Genomic DNA, 20323 nt, shown 5'->3' with positions numbered 1-20323 from the left:
GCTGCCCGCCGGCAACTTCTGGCAACTCCGGTTGTCATCGGCGACGAGGGCCCCTGAGTTCACCCGGCGGCAACAAAATTGGGGTTGCCTTAGGCGGGGTTTCGGGGAACGGGGAGACAGAGGAAACAGATGACCACGACACAGCCTCGACGGGCGCAACGACGCGGCTTCATCCAGGGGCTGACCGAGCTGTGCGTCCGCTACGTCGAACGCCTCATGCCCGACCCCTATCTCTTCGCGGTCATCCTCACCCTCATCGTCGTCGCGCTCGTCGCGTTGCTCGTCCGGGGAGCGACGGCCTCCGGCATCCTCAAGGCGTGGTACGGCGGAGTGTGGGGACCGCAGAACATCTTCACCTTCGCGTTCCAGATGGTGCTCGTCCTGGTGACGGGTTACACGCTGGCCGAGGCGCCCGCCCTCAAGCGGGCCATCGTCCGTCTCGCGAGCAAGCCCGACAACCAGGTGCAGGGAGCGCTGCTGTGCTTCGCGGTCAGCACCGTCTTCTCCCTGCTCAACTGGGGACTCGGTCTGGTGGCGGGCGCTCTGGTGGCGCGCCAGGTCGCAAAGCGCCTGCGGGGCGCGCATTTCGGCTACCTGATCGCGACCGGGTTCATGGGCTACATCGTCTGGACGCAGGGCCTGTCGTCGTCGATCGCGCTGGCCAACACCGACACGACGAGCCCGATCAACGTGATCCACAAGATCACCGGCATGACCGTGCCGTTGACGCTGACGGTTTTCCAGCCCTACAACTGGATCGCCGTGATCACCACGGTCGGCCTGCTCGCCGTCGCGATCTGGCGCATGGAGCCCCGGCACGGGCTCGAGCCCGATCCGGCGGTCTTCGACGAGGAGCCGGAGCCTCCGACGCCCGGTGGCAAGCGGACGTTCGCCGAGTGGTTGGAAAACCTGTGGATCCTCAACGTCATCGTCTTCGTCGCGGGCATCACATATTTCGCGCTGAGCGGCTTCGCGCTGAACATCTCGTCGATGATCATGCTGTTCACCGTCACCAGCGCCCTGCTGCACCGGACGCCGATCCGCTTCATCCGTGCGTTTTCCGGGGCGGCGAAGGTGTCCGGCCCGCTGCTGCTGCAGTATCCGCTGTACGGCGGGATCGTTGGTCTGTTGGGCTATCTGCCCACCGGCTCGGGCAAAGCGCTGCAGACGGTGCTGGCCGAGGCGCTGGTGCGGGGCGCCGATCAGTACACGCTGCCGTTCCTGACGTTCGTCGGGTCGGTCATCATCTCGTTGTTCGTGCCGTCCGGCGGCGGGCATTGGGCGGTGCAGGGACCGATCGCCGTTGACTCGGCGTTGGCCATTGGCCAGCACTCGCCGGCATACCTCGGGCTGACCTCGATGTCGGTCGCGGTCGGCGAGGGAGTCGCGAACATGATTCAGCCGTTCTGGCTGCTGCCGGTGCTCGCCATCGCCAAGCTCAATGTCCGCCAGGTGATGGGCTTTACGGTGATCGCCTTCCTCATCGGTTTCGCGGTCGCCAGCGTCATGGTCCTCATTGCGCCATATGTCATCTGACCCGCCGGCCGGGCCGCCCGGCTCCCCCGCCGCGCGCGTGCGCGCCGCGTATCGGCGCATAGCCGAAGCCGACCGGCCCGAAATCTGGATCACGCTGCGCGCGCGGGACGACGCGCTCGCCGACGCCCGCGCGGTCGAGAAGCGGCTCGCCGCCGGGGAAAGCCAGCCCCTGGCGGGGCTGGTGGTCGCCGTCAAGGACAACATCGACGTGGCGGGCCTGCCCACCACGGCCGCGTGCCCCGAATTCGCCTACCTGCCCACAACCACCGCGGTCGCCGTGGAGCGGCTCCGCGAGGCCGGGGCCGTCGTGCTGGGCAAGACGAACCTCGACCAGTTCGGCACCGGCCTGGTCGGCACCCGAACTCCCTATGGCGCCGTGCGCAATTCGCGTCATCCCCAGCTGATCGCCGGGGGCTCGAGTTCCGGTTCCGCCGTGGCGGTCGCGCTGGGCATCGCCGACATCGGCATCGGCACCGACACGGCCGGATCCGTCCGGGTCCCCGCCGCGCTCAACGGGATCATCGGCATCAAACCGACGCTCGGCATCGTCCCCACCCACGGCGTCGTTCCGGCCTGCCCAAGCTTCGACGCGGTCTCGGTGCTGGCGGCCGACCTCGCCGTGGCGACCGCCGCGGCCGCGGTGATGACCGGGCCCGACCCCGGCGACCCCCGCAGCCGCACCTGGCCCCCCGACGTTCGGCTGGCAGCGCCCGACAACCCGCGCATCGCGATCCCCGATGCCGCGAACCTCACCGCGCTCAGCGACACCTACCGAGACGCGTTCGAGCGGAGCGTGATTCGCGCCTCCGAGGCGGGATGCAGCATTGAACCCGTCGACATCTCCGTCCTGCTGGAGGCGGCCCTGCTGCTGTATGACGGCGCGTTCGTCGCCGAAAGATACGCCGCGGTAGGCGAATTCCTCGCCGGCGCGCACCGCGGCGCGGACCCCCACGTGGCGGCGATCATCTCCGCGGGCCGCGCGATCACCGGCCCCGCGTTCGCCGCGGACCTCGACGCGCTGGCCCACGCCCGGGCCGCCGCTGCGAAGCTCCTCGCCGGATTCGATGCGCTGCTGCTTCCGACCACCACCGAACACCCCGCGCTGGCCGACGTTCGGGCCGAGCCGTTCTCGATCAACCGGCGCATGGGCACCTACACCAATTTCTGTAACCTGCTCGACATGGCCGCGGTGGCGGTTCCCGGCGTGCCGACGGCCACGGGCGGCCCGTTCGGCGTGATGATCGTCGTGCCCGCGTTCCATGACCAAATCGCCGTCGACATCGCCGCGCGCTTCTGCGCAACGGCACCCGCGCTCCTGATCGAAAGCTGCTGCGAGGTAGCACTATTCGGTTTGGAGCCCCTGCGCCGGCAACTCGAACTGCTCGGCGCCCGCCACGTCGGTCACGCCACCCCCAAGCCCGGACGGGCGGTGCCGTCGCGGGCCGAGCTCTTCCGGGTTTCCGAAGCGGTGCTGGGGCGCCTGGTGGCGGACCTCCCGGCGCCCGCGGTGCTGACCGTGGTCGAACTGGAGGACGGCCGCACGGTCACCGGGCTCACCGAAAAGGGTTGATGCTCGGCTACATCCACAGTTTGGCCAGCGAGTCGGCCAGGGTTTCGGGGTCCTGCCTGTCGGTGTTGCAGGCGACGGCCAGGGACGTGTTTCGGTCCTTGCTCACGCGGAATGCCGAGACGAACCCTCCCCATGCCCCGTCGTGGTCGAGCGTGCCGTTGGCCATCAAATAGATCCCGGCTCCGTACCGATCGGCGCCGCCCGGTTCGGTCGGCACCGCGCCGGCCAGCTGCGCATCCAGGAGCGCGGGACCGCCCACCCGTCCGGTTCGGTAATTGTCGGCCCACCCGACCAATTGGCTTGGCGTGGTTTGAATTCCGCCGTCACCGACCTGTTCCCAACCCGATGAGGTCGCCCGGTACCCGTCGCCGCTTCTCTCGTAGGCGACGGCCTTGTCGGGGACCGGGCCGGTGGGATCCAGCACCATCGCCAGTCCGAGCGGGCGGAAGATCTGGTCGGCGAGGAACTGCGGCAGCGGTTGGTGCGCGACCCGGCGGACGATCTCGCCGAGCAGCAGGTAGTTGGAGTTGGAGTACTCGAATTGCGAGCCGGGCTGAAATTCCAGCTTTGGCACGCCGGCCACGGCCTGCAGGGCTTCGTCCTCGGTGGTGCGATCGCCGAGCTGATAACCCTGGGCCTCGAGAAGCCCGACATACTCGGGGATTCCGCTGGTCTGGTGCATCAGCTGCGCGACGGTGACGGTGCCGGCCCACGTCGGCAGCTCGGGCATGTAGCGGGACACGGGGTCGTCGAGGCCCAGCTTGCCCGCGGCGACGAGCAAGAGCAGCCCGGCGGCGGTGAACTGCTTGGACACCGAGGCGATGTCGAACACCGTTTGCGTCGAGATGGCCTTGCCGCTCGACATATCGGCGACCCCGCGAACGCCCGTCCAGGCCACCCTCCCCCTGACCCCGACCGCGGCCGAGCACCCGGGCGCGCCCGCCTTGATCGCGTCGTCCAGCACGCTCTGGCTGCGCACAGCCGCGTCGGCGTGCTCGGTTGCCGACCTGGTGGTGGGCGCGGGGCCACGGCCCGCGGCGCAGGCGCCGACCAACAGCAAGACCGCGAAAAACGCGAACCGCCGAGCCATACCGTGAATGATCGCGCCCGGCGCGGGGCCCCGCAGAGAAACCGCGCTTTGAGATGGTGGGGGTAGGGTACGCGGCAGTGCCATCCGGGTCACTCAGCGATCTTCAGGAGTCGGGATGTCGGGTCGTAAGTTCACGTTCGAGATCAACCGGACCAGCAGCGCGCCCGCGGCGACGTTGTTCCGGCTGGTGGCCGACGGCGCCAACTGGTCGAAGTGGGCCAAGCCGATCGTCCTTCAGTCGAGTTGGGCGCGCCAGGGGGATCCGGCGCCGGGCGGCGTCGGGTCCATCCGCAAGGTGGGCATGTGGCCCCTGCTCGTGCAGGAGGAAACCGTCGCCTACGAGCAGGACCATCGCCACGCCTACAAGCTGGTCGGGCCGCCGAGCCCCGCCAAGGATTACTCCGGCGAGGTGATCCTCACCCCGAATCCGGCGGGCGGCACCGACATTCGCTGGACCGGCGCGTTCGTCGAGGGGGTCCCCGGGACGGGCCCGGTGATGCGGGCCGCGCTGGGCGGCGCAGTCAGGTTTTTTGCGGGCCGGTTGGTGAGGGCGGCCGAGCGCGAAGCAAGTGGCGGAAGGTAGCGATTACCTTGGCGTACAAGGTTTTTCGAGCCGCTTAGGGGTTGTTGGCCTGCTGCTCGGTTGTCTGCGCCTGCTGCATGTCCTGTAAGAACTGCTGCTGGGCCGCTTCGTTCTGCTGCTCGGCCTGCTGCATGGACTGTTGCATCTGCTGCAGGTCGAGCTGTTCCTGCAGCTGGGCCTGCTGCTGAGCCTGGTCGTCGTCGGCATCGGCGGCGAAGCCCCCGAAGGGTCCGCTCTCGGGAGCCGAGACGGCGACGTCCGTCAGGCGCACGGATCCGGGCGCGGCGGGCGTCGTTTCGGGGCGCGCGGCGTCGAACAGCGCGATCATCGCCAGGGCCGCCGCCCCGGCCAAAACCAGCCGCACCGTTCGCCGGCGCCGATCCGGGGCGGTGATTGTCATCCTTCATGTATCTGCCCCCTCGCTAGCTGCCCGCTGAGAAGGGGCTATCGCCCGCATATGAGGTTTAAACCAGAGGCGGGAGGCCAAATACTAAGGGCGTCGCGGCTGGTTTGCCCGAGTGGGTGATTGCCCACGATGCCGCGGTGCAGCTCGGTCGCTGTGAAGGGGTGGACGAATGAAAAGCTTCGTTGTTTTCGGCATAGCGGCGACCGGTTGGCTGGGTCTGAGTGTTCCCGTCGCGCAGGCGGATATCGGCGGCAACGTGCCGGGCCCCGGGTTGTGCGACTACCCCGGGGTGGGCGGATCGGGCATGGAAATGGGGGCCTATCACTACTGGTGCGACTTCCCCGTCGAGGAGAACGGCAGTCATTGGCACTGCGAATACGGCGGCGGTGCCGTGCAGGGCATCGGCGGCATCAACATCTTCATCTTCAACGCCTCGGTCATCACTCCGCTGGGGGCGCTGGAGGGTTCGTGCTCGTTCCGCTGCCCCGACGGCGCGCTGTCGGCCCCGCCGAACCCACCGGGCGCGTGGAAAAACGCGCTTCATGCGAAGAAATGTGTGTCGGTAGAGGTGGCGCCGGCGTCCGAGCCGAACACCGGGCTGCCGCCCTGGCCGGGGCAGCTTCCCGGGGTAACGAACCCGGCGACCCCCAACCCCGTGACGACGGAAAACCCTTAGCCGCTTTTCTCGCTTTCATACTTCTTGGTCATGTGCTCGACGGCCTGCAGCTGGGACTGCGCGAAGCCCTCGCGCACCTGCCCGGCGCGCGCGGCGGCGTCCAGTGTCGGCTGCGCTTGACCCTGGAAGTGCGGAATCACCTCGGCGGCGAACAGCTCGGCGGACCGCTTGGTGGCGGCGGGGTTGGCCCACTCGTGGCCCATCTGCAGGAAGCAGCCGAATCCACCGGACTGGTCCCATAGCCGCTGCACCTGGGCCCGCGCCCGCTCGGGCGTGCCGATCACCCCGGCCCCGCTCTCGTTGATGATGTCGATCATCTCGTCGAGCTGCTCCCCCGGCATGGTCATCTGCGGGAAGGCCGCAACCTTCTGGAAGTAGTTGAACCACGACTCGATGCCGAATTTCACGTCGGTGCGGGCCTGCTCGTCGGTCTCGGCGATGTGCATCGGCCCGACCAGGCTCCAGTCCTTGCGGTCGACGTGCGTGCCGAAGGCCGCGGCGCGCTCCTCGACGATGCCCCAGTGATAGGAAAGCGCGTCGAAGCCCTCGACGATCAGCGTCGCCCCGATGGACAGCAACCCGATGCCGTGCTTGCCCGCCAGCCGCGCCCCGGTCGGCGAGGCGACCGCGGCGACCGCCAGCGGGATCCCGCCGTCCGAGTACGGGGCGAGCTGCAACTTCGCGTCGAATAGCTGGTGCGTCGCGGTTTTCGCGCTAACCGTCTCCCCCGCCAGCAACCGGACCACGATGTCGAGGTTCGTCTCCAGAAGCTCGCGCGTGTCGGTGGGATTCAGCCCGATCATCGCGGAATCCGTCGGCAAGGAGCCCGGTCCCATCCCGCCGATCACGCGCCCGTGCGTCAGGTGATCCAGCAGCATCAACCGATCGGCGACCCAGAGCGGGTTGTGATACGCGAGCGAAATGACGCCGGTGCCAAAGCGAATCCGCTTCGCGCGTTCGGCTGCCGCGGCGATGAAGACCTCCGGGGAGCTGATGATCTCGCTGCCCGCCGAGTGATGTTCGCCGATCCAGGCCTCGTCGAAGCCGACGGCGTCGAGGTGTTCGACGAACTCGAGATCGCGCTGCAGGGCCAGCGTCGGATTCGTACCGGCTCGATGGAACGGGGCGATGAAATATCCGAACCTGAGCTTGGCCATTGGAGTCCCCTTGCGGTCGAGTTGCCCGAACCATAACCCAAGCCGCCGTTGGTTACCGCAAAAGGGCGGACCCCAGATATTGCTCAGCCGGCGGGGCCAGAATCACATGACCCCACCGGCTTGGTAGCAAGTCTTCGCCGTAGCCGGCGTGTTAGTAGCCGCCGCAGACGTTGCCGACGCAACCTCCGCCGCCGCCCGGCCCACCGCCGCCGCCACCGACGCCGGGGATGCTGCCGCCCCCGCCGCCGGGACCGCCGCCACCGGTCGGGCCACCCGGGACGCTGCCACCGCCGCCGCCCGGGCCGCCGCCACCAGTCGGGCCGCCGGGCACGCCGCCGCCCCCGCCGCCGGGACCGCCGCCACCGGTCGGGCCGCCCGGCGCCGTGGACGGCGCGGGCGCAACGCTGGACGACGGTGTGGTGGTGGTCGATGGCGTCGTGCTGCTGCTGCTCGGCCCCTTATTGCCGCCGCCGCATCCGACTGCGAACACGAGCATCGCCGTGCCGCCGAAAAGTGCGACGGCATTCCTAGCTGCTGATCTCATCGCCAATCCCCACCTCTCCACTCGCGCCGCTCTTTGCGCGGTCCACTTCTCCGTACCCCGGCTCTCGCCGGCGCAAACGGATGGGGGCGGTGGCAGTGGGCGAATGCGGCCGGTTAGCAGTCGAGGCCGGACACGCAGCTTGCCAAAGTGGCGGCCTGCACGCCGGCGCCACCCGCCGGGGCCACCGCGTCGGGGTGCGCCGACGTCACGCTGGACGACGCATGCGTCGTCGGTGCGGGCGCGCCGCCCACCGGGCTAACGCCGACGCCACCGAATCCGACCGCCAGTGCCAGCGCGGTGGTACCACCAAACATCGCGATCGCCGTCTTGACCCGAGCCGTCATCGGTCTGTCCTCTCCTCGCAGGGGCGCTTGCCGCAGCTAATCCTACACATGTGCAACTATTGCTGCAAGGGAGAGTTGTCAAGGCATACGGCCATCGACGATTCCGGGGGGGCCCAGCGGTAGGTGAAGACCGCCGCGCGGGCGAAGCCGCGCGCGGACCGAAACGGCGCGCGGCGAGACGAGCTCGGCAACGGCCCCGGCTCGGTCAGCAAATAGTCGGGGGCGGATCCCTAGTCTTCCTTGGTGATCAGCTTCCGCAGCGCCACCCGGTCGGGCGTCAGCAGCTCCTCGATGCGCGGATGGTTCACCTCGGCGACGATGATCTCGCCCACCTCCTGGTTGACCTCGCTGAAGATGCCGTGGGACTTCATCTTCGAGGTCTGATACAGGTTGTCCTCGGTGGGCGTGACGTAGTAGACCGCGTCGGCCTTGAACCGGTGCACCAGCCACAGGTGGATCAGGGTCATCAGCCGCTTCTGGCGCAGCTTTTCGGCGAACGTGTTCTGGTCGCGGACCGTGAGGATGCTGCGGCCGTGGCGGTCCTTGATGGGATCGAAGACGACGTTGGCCAGCTGCTCGTCACCGTTGCCGTGGATCCCCAGCACGAGCACATCCGAGCCGGCCCGGCGCGGGCGCAACTGCACGCGGAGCTTTTCTCCGAGGTGGTAGTGCTCGCTCCACAACGTGAGCCATTCCTCGAGCAGCTTCTTGGGCACTTCGGTCTGCACGAGGTGCTGGTGCTGGGTCGAGCCCTTGCCCATCGCCTTGGTGGTCGCGGTGCGTCCCGAGGACGCGGCCAGCGCGGCGTCGCTGCGCGGGCCACCCACCAGGGTTTGCGGTGTCCGGTAAGGCGACTCGACGAGTCGCATCTTGCGCTGCAGGCGGGCCAGCGCCAGCATGCCGTCCTGTCTGAGCGCGGTGGCGAACTCCTCGGCCGCGACGCCGTCGATCTGGTGTCCGCCGTAGGTGATGAAGTTGAAGACGAAGCCCATCTTGCCGAGCTCTTCCGGGAAACGCTTCATCTCGTCATCGGTCATGCCGGTGGTGTCCCAGTTGAACGACGGCGAGAGGTTGTAGGCCAGCATCTGGTCGGGGAACTTGGCGTGGATGGCCTCGGCGAACTGCCGCGCGTCGGCGAGATCGGCCGTCTTCGTCTCCATCCAGAGGATGTCGGCGAACGGCGCCGCCGCGAGCGACTTGGCGATCGCGTACGGAATGCCGCCGCGGATCTGGTAATAGCCCTCCGGGGTCTTCGCCAGCTCGCAGTCCCAGGGAGAGTCGACGCCCAGTTCCTTCGCCCTCTCCTTGGCCTCGAAGAGCGAGGCGCGCTCGGCGAACCGGCGCCAGTCGTCGGGGGTCATGGCCGTCGGCTCGTCCTCGCTCTCGCCGAACTTGAGGACCTCCGCGACGGCCTCGGCGTAGGTCATCAGCCCGGCGTCGTCCTCCCAGGCGGCGACGAACCGCGACTCGACCTGGTCGAAGAGGTCGTCGATCGATTGCTTGCCGTTCTCCCGCCAGGCATTGACGGCGTCGGAGATCAGGCCCTGAATGCCTTGGCGCTCAAGCCATCCGGTGGCGTTGGCGTACTCCGAGTCGGACATCGCGTAGAGGAGATGGCCGTTGAGCTCCTTGACGCCCAGCTCGTAAAAACGCCGTACCAGCGCCAGGAAGCAGGCCTTGTAGGACGGAATCTTCAGGTTGGTCGCGCCGAGCAGGAACGGCTGGTCGCGCTCGTCGGCGCGGCTGTCGATCAGGTTGGCCGCCTCGGCGTCGGTGCGCGCGACGATGATGCCGGGCACCCGCATCACGTCGAGCTGGAAGCGGGCGGCGTTGAGGCGCTTGATCTGCTCGTCCGACGGCACCAGGACCTTGCCGCCCTGGTGGCCGCACTTCTTGGTGCCGGGGCGCTGGTCCTCGATGTGGTAGCCGGGCACGCCGACCTCTACGAAGCGACGGATCAGGTTGCGCACGTGCGGATCACCGCCGTGGCCGGTGTCGGCGTCGGCGATGATGAAGGGCCGGAAGTCGTACTCCGGCGCCGTCGCCCGCTGCTGTTCGCTCATGTTCCGGCGCAGATACTGCTGATTGCGGTCGGCGGTGAGCAGGGCGCGCACCAGCACCGCCGCGTCGTCGGGCACCTGGCTCAACGGGTAGCTGGCCAGGTCCGGCCCGGGGTCTTCGGTCGTGGAGCCCTTGGCCGAGGTCGCCCAGCCGCCGAGGTAGATGCCCTCGATCCCCATCCGCTTCATGCTGACCGCCTGGCCCGGCGAATACGGGCCGAACGTCGTGATGCTCTTCTTCGCCGCGAAGAGTTCGCGCAGCCGGTCGTAAAACGCCGCCGCCGCTTCGCGCGCCACGGTGTAGTCGGTCGGAATGGTGCCGCGCTGCTCGGCGACCTGGCGGGCCGTGTACAGGCGGGTGATCCCGGCAAAGCGCGAACCCTCGAAGTATCGCTGCGTAGCCTCGACGTCCTGCTCGAACGGCGTGCGGACCTCGGTGTCCGTTTCGATGATGGCCATGGGGTTACGCTCCTCTTCGGCAGGAATCCGCTGACCGTGAGTTTATCCCCGGAGATGGCGGTTCAATCAGGGGGCAATGGTCCCGAGCCGGAACTGTGGCCATGCCGCACTCCGGCATGTCGGCGCAATGGCGCTCACCACCTTCCCCCGCGCAATCCCCAGCAAAGCCCGCCGGTGATCGGTAGTCTCCGTTTCGTGCAGACGAGCTTGCGCTTTGAGCGTTGGTATCTTCCGCTGGCGGGCGCGGTCGGGATGGGCCCCCGCCACAGCGAGATCCGTTGGGACGCGGGCGTGCTGCACGTCAAGATGGGCTGGGCGTTCGAGGCCGCCATCCCGTTGGCCTCCGTCCTCATCGCCGCCTGCACCGCCGCGCGCGCCTAGCCGGGCGCCAAGGGCGCGCGTCTCTTCAACCAATCCCGCTGCCGGCGGACGAATTCGGCGTCGACGGCCCTCCCGTGGCCCGGGACGTAGACGGCCTGGGGGCCACCGATCTCGAGTACCCGATCAAGGGTTGCCGGCCAGGCCGCCACGTCGGAATCGGCGTCGATATCGGGGTCGGCGGACTCCTCGACCAGGTCACCGGTGAAGACCACGACCGGGTCGCTTCCACCGTCTCGGGCTGGCACGACCACGACCAGGTCGGCGGTCGTGTGGCCGCGCCCGGGGTGCGTCACCGTCACGGTGCGGTCGCCGAGATCGATTGCGGCGTCGTACACGCCGCGCCGGGGCGGCCGCAACGCCGAAATCGCGCGATCGACTTCGGCGGCGTTCGCGCCGTAGCTCAGCGCGTCTTCGCGAAGGTGGCCGGTGCCCGACTTGAGATATTCGACAACCGCAGGCGTGCAGTGGATTTCGGCGTCGCCGAACGCCGAGCAACCGAGGACGTGGTCGAAGTGCTGGTGCGTGAGCACAACGTGAGTCACGGGGCGCCCGGTGAGCCGCCGTGCGTCGGCATTGATGGCAGCCGCTTCGGTGAGGGTGGTTCCGGTGTCGATGATCAGCGTTCCGCCGGCGCTCCGCACCAGCCCGACCGTGACGTCGCAGAACGCCAGCCGACAGCGATGGACCGTGTCGGTCAGTCGTTCCCAGGCGAGGCGCACAAGGAGGACGGTAGCCCGGTTTGTGCCGCGCGAGAACGTGTCGGGAAAAGTTGACATGTCGGGAATTCCCGACATATATTGCGGCTGTGGCCTCCGCCGATCGCGTCTTTCTCGCCCTGTCGAACCCGGTGCGGCGCGAGCTGCTGGAGATCCTGGCCGGGCGGCCCCTGTCCGCGGGGGAACTCAGCGACCGGTTCGAGCTCAGCCGCCCGGCCGTCGCCGAACACCTCAAGGTGCTGCGTGACGCCGGGCTGGTGGCTGACGAGCCGCAGGGCCGCCGGCGCATCTACCGCCTGACCGCCGAACCGCTGGCGGAGCTCGGCGAGTGGCTACATCCGTTCGAGAAGTTCTGGCGTGCACGGCTGGCCGGGCTCGCCGAGGCGGCAGAGGAGCTGGAATGAGCGAGACGCCCGCGACGATCCGCGTGGACCAATTCGTTGCGGCCCCACCGGCGAAGGTGTGGCGGCTGCTGACCGAACCGGCGCTGATGCGGCTGTGGTGGGCCGAGGGCGAGGTGGCCGCGGTGGTCGGCCACCAGTTCACCCTCGACATGCCGGGCTACGGCAGGCAGCCCTGCAAGGTGCTCGAGGTCGATCCTCCGCACCGCTTCGTCTACACGTTCACCGCGGCCTGGACGCTGACCTGGCGACTCGAGCCGGAAGGCGGCGGCACTCGGGTGTTCTTGGAGCACAGCGGTTTTGACCTGAACGACACCAGGATGGCGCAGGCGTTCGAACGCATGGCCCCCGGCTGGCGGGACGTCGTTCTCCCCCGCCTCAGCGGTGTCGCCGCGCGGGTCTGAGGCGCCCGGCGGCGTGTGCGACCATCACACGATGCGCGCAGTCGTCATCACCAAGCACGGCGACCCGTCGGTCCTGCGGGTCCAGGAGCGCCCGGACCCGCCTCCTCCCGGCGCCGGCCAGTTGCGGGTCGCGGTGCGGGCGGCCGGGGTCAACTTCGCCGACCACATGGCCCGGGTCGGCTTGTATCCCGACGCGCCGAAGCTTCCGGCGGTGGTCGGCTACGAGGTCGCCGGGACGATCGAGGCCGTCGGCGACGGTGTCGACCCCGGCCGCGTCGGCGAACGCGTGTTGGCGGGCACGCGATTTGGCGGCTACGCCGAGGTGGTCAACGTGGCGGCCACCGATTCCGTCCCGCTGCCCGCCGCGTTGAGTTTCGAGCAGGGCGCCGGCGTCCCGGTGAACTACGCGACGGCCTGGGCGGCGCTGCACGGTTACGGGTCGCTGCGCGCCGGCGAGCGAGTGCTGGTGCACGCCGCGGCCGGCGGGGTGGGCATCGCCGCCGTCCAATTCGCGAAGGCCGCCGGGGCTGAGGTGCACGGCACCGCGTCGCCGGCAAAGCACCCGAAGCTGGCCGAGCTGGGCGTCGACCGGGCCATTGACTACCGGCGCGACGGCTGGTGGAAGGGACTGAATCCCTACGACCTGGTGCTCGACGCGCTGGGCGGCACGTCGTTGCGCCGGTCCTATGCCCTGCTGCGCCCGGGCGGAAGGCTTGTGGGCTATGGCATTTCGAACATGCAGCACGGCGAGAAGCGCTCGCTGCGCGCGGCCGCGCCGCACGCGTTGGCGATGCTGCGCGGTTTCAACCTGCTCGATCAGCTCTCGGAGTCGAAGGCGGTGATCGGCATCAACATGCTGCGGCTGTGGGACGACCGCGGCACGCTCGAGCCGTGGATCACTCCCCTGGCCAAGGCGCTCGACGACGGCACGATCGCGCCCGTCGTCCATGCGGCGGTCCCGTTCGCGCGGGCGCCGGAAGCGCACCGGATCCTGGCGGCCCGGGAGAACGTCGGCAAGGTCGTGCTGGTGCCGTGAGTTTTAGCGCCGCGACAATGGCTATCTAATCCGTCATGGCTATCACCGATTCCCGCGAAGTCGTCATCGACGCGACGCCCGACGAAATCATGGACGTGCTGTTCGACCTCGAGTCCTTGACCGAGTGGTCGTCGTTTCACAAGAAGGTCGAAATCCTGGAACGCGACGCCGACGGCCATCCGAGCAAATCGCGGCAAACGGTGAAGATCGTGGGCGTCAGCGACGAGCAGGTGCTCGACTACTCCGTGCACGACGACGGCGTGGGCTGGACGCTGGAGAGCTCCAAACAGCAGCGCGCGCAGGAGGGTCGCTACACCCTGACGCCCGACGGCGATTCCACCCGGGTGCGTTTCGATCTGACCGTGGATCTTTCCGCTCCGGTCCCGGGGTTCCTGGTCAAACGGGGGGCCAAGGGGCTGATGGAAACCGCGACCGACGGCCTGCGTAAGCGCGTGCTCGAGGTCAAGGGCGGCAAGTAGGCTCCGAAACGGGTCCTTCCCGACCGACCGTCGGCGAGCGAGACTGTCTTGTATGGAATCGTTTCGCCGCATCGCGCCGGTCACCGCCGGGCTGGCGCTCCTCGTCGCGCTGGCCGGCTGCGGCGGCCAGGGTGGCACCCGGACGACCGGCCCGCAGACACCGAAGGTGACGACCCTGGGCCGCACCGTCGCCCAGGCGCCCGGCACCGGGCCGGTGACGATCAGCAGCCCGGCGTTCGCCGACGGCGCGCCGATCCCCGCGCAGTACACCTGCAAGGGGGCCGACGTCGCGCCGCCGTTGACGTGGTCGGCGCCGCAGGGCGGGGCGCTCGTCGTCGACGACCCGGACGCGCCGCGCGGACTCTACGTCCACTGGATCGTCGTCGGAATCCCGCCCGGTCCCGGAAGCACCGGGGACGGCCAGACTCCCGCCGGCGGCAGCAGCCTGCCGAACTCGGCGGGGCAGGCCGGCTACAGCGGCCCTTGCCCGCCCGCGGGCACCGGGGTGCACCACTACCGGTTCACCCTCTACCAGCTGCCCGCCACCTATCAGCTTCCCGGTGGGCTCGTCGGGGTGCCGGCGGCGCAGGCGATCACGAATGCCGCATCGGCGCAGGCGCAGTTCACCGGAACGTTCGAAGGCTGATGCCTGCCACGCAGCCCGCGTTAGACGTAACGCGGGCAATACAATTCGGCCAGCTCGTCAACGCCACCTACGCGACATCGCCCGGCGATTTGACGAACCGGGCCGGTCAGCCGCTGAGCACCGGCGGCGTCGACTACACCGTGGTCACGACGATCTACGCCAACGACCTGGCGACTGACATGAACCCGGCCCGGGAAGACGACGCGGTCTCCATCGGATTGATCTGCCAGGAGAACAAGACCGGCGATGTGGCGATCGCGATCCGCGGCACCGAAGGCTGGCTGGAATGGATTCACGACGCCGAGTTCGCCCTGGTGCCATGCCCGTTCCTGGTCGGCGCCGGCCACACGGAGGACGGCTTCACCGACATGTACGCGTCCCTGCGGACCGGGTCCACGCCGGATTCGCCTAAGGTGGTCGACGCGCTGGCAAGGCTATCGTTCCCGAAAGCCGTTGGCGCACTGACGATCTGCGGCCATAGCCTGGGAGGGGCCCTGGCGACGCTGCTGGCCCTCGACGTGGCGGCCAACACGGCGTTCACCACCCCGGCCGTTTACACCTATGGCAGTCCACGCACCGGGGATTCGCTGTTCGCCGCGACCTTCGACCAGGTGGTGAAGAATTCGTCTCGCGTCGCGAATCGCCTGGACATCGTCACCGCGTTGCCTCCCCCGGTGGACTACGAACACGTGCTGAACCCGTACTGGTTCAACCCCGTTCGGCTGCTGCCGCTCCCGCCGAAGGTTCTGGTCAAATACTCGGTGTCCTGCGAACATTCGCTCGCGACCTACCTGTACCTGGTGTCCCTGCAATCCGGCGGCCCGGTCCTGCCCCTGCAACCCGCCTGCACACCCTGAACTTCAATCCGCGGGCGTCCGGGTGGCGAGCCGAAGCAACCCTCGGCGCAGCCGTTTGTCACGCTTGCCGGCGGCGAGCTCGATCAGCGCGATCTCCGCGACCGCCGCGACGAGCAGCGCCGCAATCGGTTCCGGAGACGCCCATCCGAGCGCGACCAGGTCGGGCACAATCTGCGCGGCCGCGCTCTCGTTGCGGGCGGCGACCAGGTCGCTCAGCCCGGCCTCGGTGCGCGACTGCACGAGCAACGCCTTGGTGGCCGGCTCGGCCAGGCAGCCGTCGAGGTAGGCGTTCATCCCCGCCTCGAGCCGCTCGCGGCCGGGCGGCAGGTCGGCGCCGGCGGCCGCGATCGAGTCCTGCAGGTCGTCATGGAACCGGGCGTGCAAGGCCCGCACATATTCCGAGCGGCTGGGCCAATGCTGATAGAAGCTGCCCTTCGCCATGCCGGCCTCGGCGACGATGGCGTTGACGGAGATCCGCGCCAGGTCGGCCGATCCGAGCAGCCGCTGTCCCGCGTCCAGCAGCGCATTGCGTCCGGGCTCGGGGGGCCTCACGCCAATCCGGCCTTGCGTTGGCTTCGCCGGGCGAGCATGTCGCCGTACTGCTCGCACACGTCGATCACCCCGGTGAGCTGGTAGGTGATCCACCCTTTGTGGGTCGATGGGAGGTTCTTCTCGAACACCCGGTGACCGAGGATGTTCATGGCCCAGCCGCCGACGAACATGGTGGCACCGACCTTCGGCCTGGCGAACAACAGCGGCAGTCCGGCCGCGATGATCGGGATGCCGACGCGGTGCACCGCCCGTACGCCCTTGGAGGTGTGCTGCGTTCGGTAGTAAGCCATCTTGTCGGCAAACGGCGCTTCGGGCGGCGGGGCTTGTTCCATCTGGATTCCCTCCTTGTAAAGGCGTTCCTATCGTTGTAGCGTACGGCATGACCGACCAGTCGGTCAACGCTTACCGAGAGGAACCCCATGGCGATTGTTGAAACCCGGGCGGGGCGCGTTGCCTACCACGAATCCGGCAGCGGCCCAACCCTTTTGCTACTGCATGCCACGCTGCATGACCGGCACGATTTCGACCCGATCGCCGACACGCTGGCGCGGGACTACCGCACCATCGCGGTGGACTGGCCCGGGCACGGCGAATCCGATCCAGTTGCCTCCCCCTTGGCGGCCAGCGCGCCGCTCTTCGCCGACGTGCTCGAAGACGTCGTCGACGGCCTCGGCCTGTCCGGGGCGGTGCTGATCGGGAATTCGGTCGGCGGATTTGCGGCCGCGCGTCTGGCGATCAATCGCCCAGACTGCGTGGCGGGTCTAATCCTCGTCAACACAGGCGGGTTCGTGCCGTTGACCCCACCGGTCCGGGGCTTTTGCCGGGTGCTCGGCACGCCGGCGGTGTTCCGCCGGGCCGCTCCTCTCTTTGTCCGCGGTTACATGAAGGCCAGGACCGACCACGACCGGCGGATCGTTGAGCGTGCGACCGCGGTGGCGAAGACGCCCGAGGGCGTCCGCATTGGAGCGGCGCTGTGGCGAAGCTTCGCCACGCCCGAGCACGACCTGCGTGACCGCGCCGACGAGCTGTCCGTGCCCACCCTCGTCGTGTGGGGCAAGAAGGACATCGCCATACCGCTGCGTGCGGGCCGTGCGACCCACGACGCCATCGCCGGTTCCCGGCTGGAGATCCTCGACACTGGCCACGTGGTCTTCTCGTCGGACCCCGCCGGGTTTCTCGCCGTCGCCGAGCCGTTCCTGGAATCGCTCAGCCTGCGGCGTTGATCGACGCGCGATCGCGTCGCGACACTGCAATGACTGCGACGACACGCCGAGAAACGTGACGCTCCTTTAAGTTTCGCGAAAGGGCGCCCCTCATGGCCGGTGCGGGCGCTGGGCAACCCTGTCCTCGCCACCTGGCACGGCAGTGAGGACCAATTGTCAGGTTCGGTCGGCGAGGTCGCCAGGATCCTGAACGGGGCGCAGCCCCCAGCTCAGTACAGGGGTGACCACTCCGACGTGCGCAGCAGGCGGCTCTCCCATTGATCGCGCAACTTCAGCGCCTCCACCATGTAGCTGCCCGGCCTGCGGTGCTCGGCCGGGACCTCCTTGGTGAGCAGGTGGACCAGGGCCGCGTAGTTGTTGGCGTCGTCAATCTTCTGCCACAGCATGGCTTCTCGCCGGCGATAACTTCCATGGGCCACCTGGAAGCACGCCTGGATGTTGAGGATCCGCATACCGGCCGGCGCCTTGGACAGCGGCCGGTAGTAGATCTCGTCCCATGCCCGGATGTAGTCGTCCAACGGCGCGTAGGGCCAGCCGGTGTCCTCCATGAACATGGTGGGCGGGTGGGTCTCGCCGCTGGTGGGCACGCTCGCCAAGTCGACCGTCTGCAGCGGTGACCAGTAGACGGGCAGCAGCAGCTTGCCCGTCACCTCGTGGCGCAGGTTGTCCAGCTCGCGCATCCATGGGCGAAGGTCCCCGGTCTGGGCGCGGCGGACCAGGCTTTCCCACGCCGCGCCGTCGCTGATGGCCGTGATGGTGACGACGTTGTAGGACACCCCGGAGCCATGGGCGTGGTTGGTGTACCAGAGCAGCCGGGCGTCGTCTCCCTCGGCCAGCGTGGGCATCCAGCCTTCGCGGTAGGCGGCTTCGAATTCCTCCTCCCGCGCGCCCGCCACCTTGTGGGTCTCGTGAAGAAACAGCACTGGCACTCCCTGATTTCAGGCACTATCCGCGATGAGCGCGGCGATCTGGCGGCGGCTGACCTTCCCGGTCGCGTTGTACGGGATCTGATCGACGATCGCCAGGCTCTCGGGCAGCTTGAAGTACGCGATCAATTCGCGGCAATGCGACCGCAACTGCTCGAGTGTCACCGGGGCGCGGGCCACGACGGCGGCCCCGACCCGCTGGCCGAGCTCCTCGTCGGCGACGCCCGCGACCGCGACGTCGCTCACCGCCGGATGCGAACGCAACGCCTCCTCGACTTCGATCGGTCCGAACTTTTCTCCGCCGCGGTTGATCGTGTCACTCAGCCGGCCGCACGGGAAGATGTAGCCGTCGGGATCCCGGCGGGCCAGATCACCGGTGTGCAGCCAGCCTTCGGTGACGTTCTGGCTGGTGTTCACCCACAGCTCGCCCACGGCTCCGGGCGCGACGTCCTCGCCGCTGGCGGGGTCCACCACTCGCACGTCCACCCCGGGCAGCGGCCGGCCGACCGAACCGGCCCGGGCCGGATCCCGGTGATCCTGGGGCAGCAGGGTCGTGTACGCCCCGAGCGTCTCGGTCTGGCCGAACACGTTGGCGAACGCGACGTGCGGAAGCGCGGCCATTGCCCTGCGCACCAAGGAAATTGGCGCGGCGGCGGCCCCATACGCGATGGCGACCAGGGACGAAAGGTCGCTGGTCGCGAAGTCGGGGTGATCGAGGATGCGCTGCAGCATCGTCGGCACCATGAAGGTGGCCGTCACCCGGTGCTCCGCCACCAGCCGCAACCACTCGCCGGCGTCGAAGCGCGGCTGCACCACCGAGGTGTTTCCCGAGTACAAACTGCCCAGCGTGCCGAGCGAGCCGCCGACGTGGAAGAACGGGACACACATCATGCCCACCGCGGGTGCGGCGTCCGCCCGGAACGGCGCGGCCATCCCCGTGATCCGCGCTGTGAGCTGCCGGGCGGAGATGCCGACGGCCTTGGGGAGTCCGGTCGTGCCGCTGGTGAACAGGACCAGGCCTTCCCCGTCGTCGGCGGGCGGCGCGGGATCGGGCCCGTCATCCGTGAGGTCGGTGGCCGTCAGGACGGTCGGTGCGCCCGCCTCGCGCACCCGCCCGACGTACGGCTCCCCCGCGACCGCCACGTTGGCACAGCCGGCGTTCTTCAGCAGTCCCTGTAGCTCCGGTGGGGTCAGGGCGGGATTCATCAGCGCGGCGGCGGCGCCGAGGCGCGCCGCCCCGAGCACGGTCGCGATCGACAGCAGGCTGCCGTTGTCGACGACCGCGACCCGCTGCCCGGCCACCACGCCGCGGGCGGCCAGGGTCGCGGCGCACGATCGCACCGTCGCCGCGAGTTCGCCGTAGCTGATGGTGCGCCCGTCGATGATCAGGGCGGCGCGGGTGGGATCGCCGGTCGCGGCGGCCTCGTGGATCGTCCCGGTGTGCATCCGCTTTCCTAATACAGCGGCGACCACGTCGAGGTGCGCAGCAGCCGGCTGGTCCACTGGTCGCGCAGGTCGAGGGCGTCGTACATCCATGTTCCGGGGGCGCGGTATTCGGCGGGGATGTGGGTGCGCAGCAGATCGAGCAACGCCTCCGGCCTGCTGATGCGTTGCATCAGGATCACCTCGCGGCGCACATGGCTGCCGAGCGCGGGCTGGAACGCGGCGTGCATCGTGAGCATGGACGACGGCTCGCCGAGGCTCTTCGCGTAGACCTCGCCGCATCTGACGATGTACTCCTCGAACTTGTCCTCGTAGGGCCACATGGTGTCTTCCATGTAGAGGCTCATCTCGTGCTCTCGCCCGTCGACCGGAACCTGATCGAGGGCCACCTCCTGCAGTGGCGACCACGGCAGCGGGACCAGCAGCTTGGCGTCGACCTCGTGGCGGAGCTCGTCGAGGTGGCGCATCCACTCCTGCAGATCGCCCTTCTGGACCCGGGTGGTCAGGCGCTCCCATGCCGCGCCGTCGCGAACGGCGGTCACGGTGACCACTGTGTAGGCCGGTCCACTGCCATGGGCCTGGTTCGCGTACCAGAGCAACCGCGCGTCGTTCCCGGCGGCGAGTATGGGCATCCAGCCCTGTCGAAACGCGGCCTCGAAGTCATCCTCGCTGCGGCCGCGGACCTTGTGCACCTCGTGCATGAAGAGCACGCACAGACCTCCAAATTCGGGACGCCCGCCCGATGAGCGCCCTCAATCAACGGACCGTAGCCAACCAAATTTTCGGGCCCGCGCCGGGTATGCATATGCACGATCGCATGCGGGCGCCGACCTA

Annotated in this window: 24 protein-coding genes; 12 read left to right on the top strand and 12 right to left on the bottom strand. The window is 68.7% G+C overall.

The genetic code is table 11. From position 1 onward, the window contains the following. The first annotated feature begins 129 nt into the window (after positions 1-129). Together A5655_RS26300 and A5655_RS26295 are read left to right on the top strand one after the other, a co-directional pair. Entirely contained in the window at positions 130-1536 is a 1407-nt protein-coding gene (locus A5655_RS26300) for a TIGR00366 family protein (RefSeq protein ID WP_067015882.1), read from the top strand. Then, entirely contained in the window at positions 1526-3106 is a 1581-nt protein-coding gene (locus tag A5655_RS26295) for an allophanate hydrolase (RefSeq protein ID WP_082978906.1), read from the top strand. The genes A5655_RS26300 and A5655_RS26295 overlap by 11 nt, the downstream gene beginning before the upstream one ends. Before the next feature lie 7 nt (positions 3107-3113). Here the strand turns inward: A5655_RS26295 and A5655_RS26290 are convergent, their stop codons facing one another. Next, entirely contained in the window at positions 3114-4196 is a 1083-nt protein-coding gene (locus tag A5655_RS26290) for a serine hydrolase (protein ID WP_067015877.1), read from the bottom strand. Between the two features lie 115 nt (positions 4197-4311). Here A5655_RS26290 and A5655_RS26285 point away from each other — a divergent pair, with 115 nt between their 5' ends. After that, positions 4312-4779, top strand: coding sequence for an SRPBCC family protein (locus A5655_RS26285; RefSeq protein WP_067015874.1), 468 nt, complete (start codon positions 4312-4314; stop codon positions 4777-4779). Between the two features lie 34 nt (positions 4780-4813). Here the strand turns inward: A5655_RS26285 and A5655_RS26280 are convergent, their stop codons facing one another. Further along, the gene (locus tag A5655_RS26280; RefSeq protein WP_156765046.1) at positions 4814-5179 is read right to left on the bottom strand and encodes a hypothetical protein; all 366 of its coding nucleotides are present in this window, start codon (positions 5177-5179) and stop codon (positions 4814-4816) included. Positions 5180-5354: 175 nt separating this feature from the next. Between A5655_RS26280 and A5655_RS26275 the strand changes: the two genes are divergently transcribed. Next, positions 5355-5861 carry a hypothetical protein gene (locus tag A5655_RS26275; RefSeq protein ID WP_067015868.1) on the top strand — a complete coding sequence of 169 codons (507 nt, stop codon included), beginning with the start codon at positions 5355-5357 and terminating at the stop codon, positions 5859-5861. Here A5655_RS26275 and A5655_RS26270 read toward each other — a convergent pair. The 4 genes from A5655_RS26270 to aceA form a co-directional block, all read right to left on the bottom strand. Next, the gene (locus tag A5655_RS26270) at positions 5858-7018 is read right to left on the bottom strand and encodes an LLM class flavin-dependent oxidoreductase (protein WP_067015866.1); all 1161 of its coding nucleotides are present in this window, start codon (positions 7016-7018) and stop codon (positions 5858-5860) included. The two genes, A5655_RS26275 and A5655_RS26270, sit on opposite strands and share 4 nt — an antisense overlap. A 151-nt stretch (positions 7019-7169) precedes the next feature. After that, positions 7170-7562, bottom strand: coding sequence for a hypothetical protein (locus A5655_RS28095; protein WP_067015863.1), 393 nt, complete (start codon positions 7560-7562; stop codon positions 7170-7172). A 113-nt stretch (positions 7563-7675) separates the two neighbouring features. Next, complete coding sequence (locus A5655_RS28090) at positions 7676-7906, bottom strand: hypothetical protein (RefSeq protein ID WP_067015860.1); 231 nt, start codon at positions 7904-7906, stop codon at positions 7676-7678. A 230-nt stretch (positions 7907-8136) separates the two neighbouring features. Further along, a complete protein-coding gene (gene aceA, locus A5655_RS26255) occupies positions 8137-10425 on the bottom strand; it encodes an isocitrate lyase ICL2 (RefSeq protein WP_067015857.1) in 2289 nt (762 codons plus the stop codon). Positions 10426-10620: 195 nt separating this feature from the next. Between aceA and A5655_RS26250 the strand changes: the two genes are divergently transcribed. After that, entirely contained in the window at positions 10621-10806 is a 186-nt protein-coding gene (locus A5655_RS26250; protein ID WP_067015854.1) for a hypothetical protein, read from the top strand. On the opposite strand, the gene A5655_RS26245 is transcribed toward A5655_RS26250, so the two are convergent. Beyond that, positions 10803-11525, bottom strand: coding sequence for an MBL fold metallo-hydrolase (locus tag A5655_RS26245; RefSeq protein WP_067015851.1), 723 nt, complete (start codon positions 11523-11525; stop codon positions 10803-10805). The two genes, A5655_RS26250 and A5655_RS26245, sit on opposite strands and share 4 nt — an antisense overlap. Positions 11526-11611: 86 nt before the next feature. Between A5655_RS26245 and A5655_RS26240 the strand changes: the two genes are divergently transcribed. The 6 genes from A5655_RS26240 to A5655_RS26215 are packed head-to-tail and all read left to right on the top strand — an operon-like array spanning position 11612 to position 15345. Next, entirely contained in the window at positions 11612-11926 is a 315-nt protein-coding gene (locus A5655_RS26240; RefSeq protein ID WP_156765045.1) for a helix-turn-helix transcriptional regulator, read from the top strand. After that, positions 11923-12327, top strand: a complete 405-nt coding sequence (locus tag A5655_RS26235; protein WP_067015848.1) for an SRPBCC domain-containing protein — start codon at positions 11923-11925, stop codon at positions 12325-12327. Before A5655_RS26240 ends, A5655_RS26235 begins: the two co-directional genes overlap by 4 nt. 31 nt (positions 12328-12358) lie before the next feature. Continuing rightward, complete coding sequence (locus A5655_RS26230; RefSeq protein ID WP_067016103.1) at positions 12359-13363, top strand: medium chain dehydrogenase/reductase family protein; 1005 nt, start codon at positions 12359-12361, stop codon at positions 13361-13363. Positions 13364-13398: 35 nt separating this feature from the next. Further along, positions 13399-13842 carry an SRPBCC family protein gene (locus A5655_RS26225; protein WP_067015845.1) on the top strand — a complete coding sequence of 148 codons (444 nt, stop codon included), beginning with the start codon at positions 13399-13401 and terminating at the stop codon, positions 13840-13842. A gap of 52 nt (positions 13843-13894) precedes the next feature. Next, positions 13895-14488: a YbhB/YbcL family Raf kinase inhibitor-like protein gene (locus A5655_RS26220; RefSeq protein WP_067015842.1), complete on the top strand. Its 594-nt coding sequence runs from the start codon at positions 13895-13897 to the stop codon at positions 14486-14488. Continuing rightward, complete coding sequence (locus A5655_RS26215; protein ID WP_067015840.1) at positions 14488-15345, top strand: lipase family protein; 858 nt, start codon at positions 14488-14490, stop codon at positions 15343-15345. Before A5655_RS26220 ends, A5655_RS26215 begins: the two co-directional genes overlap by 1 nt. 3 nt (positions 15346-15348) lie before the next feature. On the opposite strand, the gene A5655_RS26210 is transcribed toward A5655_RS26215, so the two are convergent. Both A5655_RS26210 and A5655_RS26205 read right to left on the bottom strand, forming a co-directional pair. Further along, positions 15349-15897, bottom strand: a complete 549-nt coding sequence (locus A5655_RS26210; protein WP_067015837.1) for a TetR/AcrR family transcriptional regulator — start codon at positions 15895-15897, stop codon at positions 15349-15351. Continuing rightward, positions 15894-16229 (bottom strand): DUF962 domain-containing protein, encoded by a 336-nt coding sequence (locus A5655_RS26205; protein WP_067015834.1) that lies wholly within the window; start codon positions 16227-16229, stop codon positions 15894-15896. The genes A5655_RS26210 and A5655_RS26205 overlap by 4 nt, the downstream gene beginning before the upstream one ends. Before the next feature lie 87 nt (positions 16230-16316). Here A5655_RS26205 and A5655_RS26200 point away from each other — a divergent pair, with 87 nt between their 5' ends. Continuing rightward, positions 16317-17120 (top strand): alpha/beta fold hydrolase, encoded by an 804-nt coding sequence (locus A5655_RS26200; RefSeq protein WP_067015831.1) that lies wholly within the window; start codon positions 16317-16319, stop codon positions 17118-17120. 209 nt (positions 17121-17329) lie between these two features. On the opposite strand, the gene A5655_RS26195 is transcribed toward A5655_RS26200, so the two are convergent. Genes A5655_RS26195 through A5655_RS26185 form a run of 3 tightly spaced genes read right to left on the bottom strand, consistent with a single transcriptional unit; the run spans position 17330 to position 20190 of the window. Beyond that, positions 17330-18043 (bottom strand): hypothetical protein, encoded by a 714-nt coding sequence (locus A5655_RS26195; RefSeq protein WP_067015828.1) that lies wholly within the window; start codon positions 18041-18043, stop codon positions 17330-17332. Positions 18044-18058: 15 nt separating this feature from the next. Continuing rightward, positions 18059-19492, bottom strand: a complete 1434-nt coding sequence (locus tag A5655_RS26190; protein WP_067015826.1) for a class I adenylate-forming enzyme family protein — start codon at positions 19490-19492, stop codon at positions 18059-18061. An 8-nt stretch (positions 19493-19500) separates the two neighbouring features. Continuing rightward, positions 19501-20190 carry a hypothetical protein gene (locus A5655_RS26185; RefSeq protein WP_231999290.1) on the bottom strand — a complete coding sequence of 230 codons (690 nt, stop codon included), beginning with the start codon at positions 20188-20190 and terminating at the stop codon, positions 19501-19503. Between the last annotated feature and the right edge of the window lie 133 nt (positions 20191-20323).

The sequence above is a fragment of the Mycobacterium sp. 1081908.1 genome (assembly GCF_001673535.1).
In the GTDB taxonomy this organism is placed as follows: Bacteria; Actinomycetota; Actinomycetes; order Mycobacteriales; family Mycobacteriaceae; genus Mycobacterium.
Note: the sequence above shows the minus strand (reverse complement) of the source record. Positions and strands in the feature narration are given on the sequence as shown.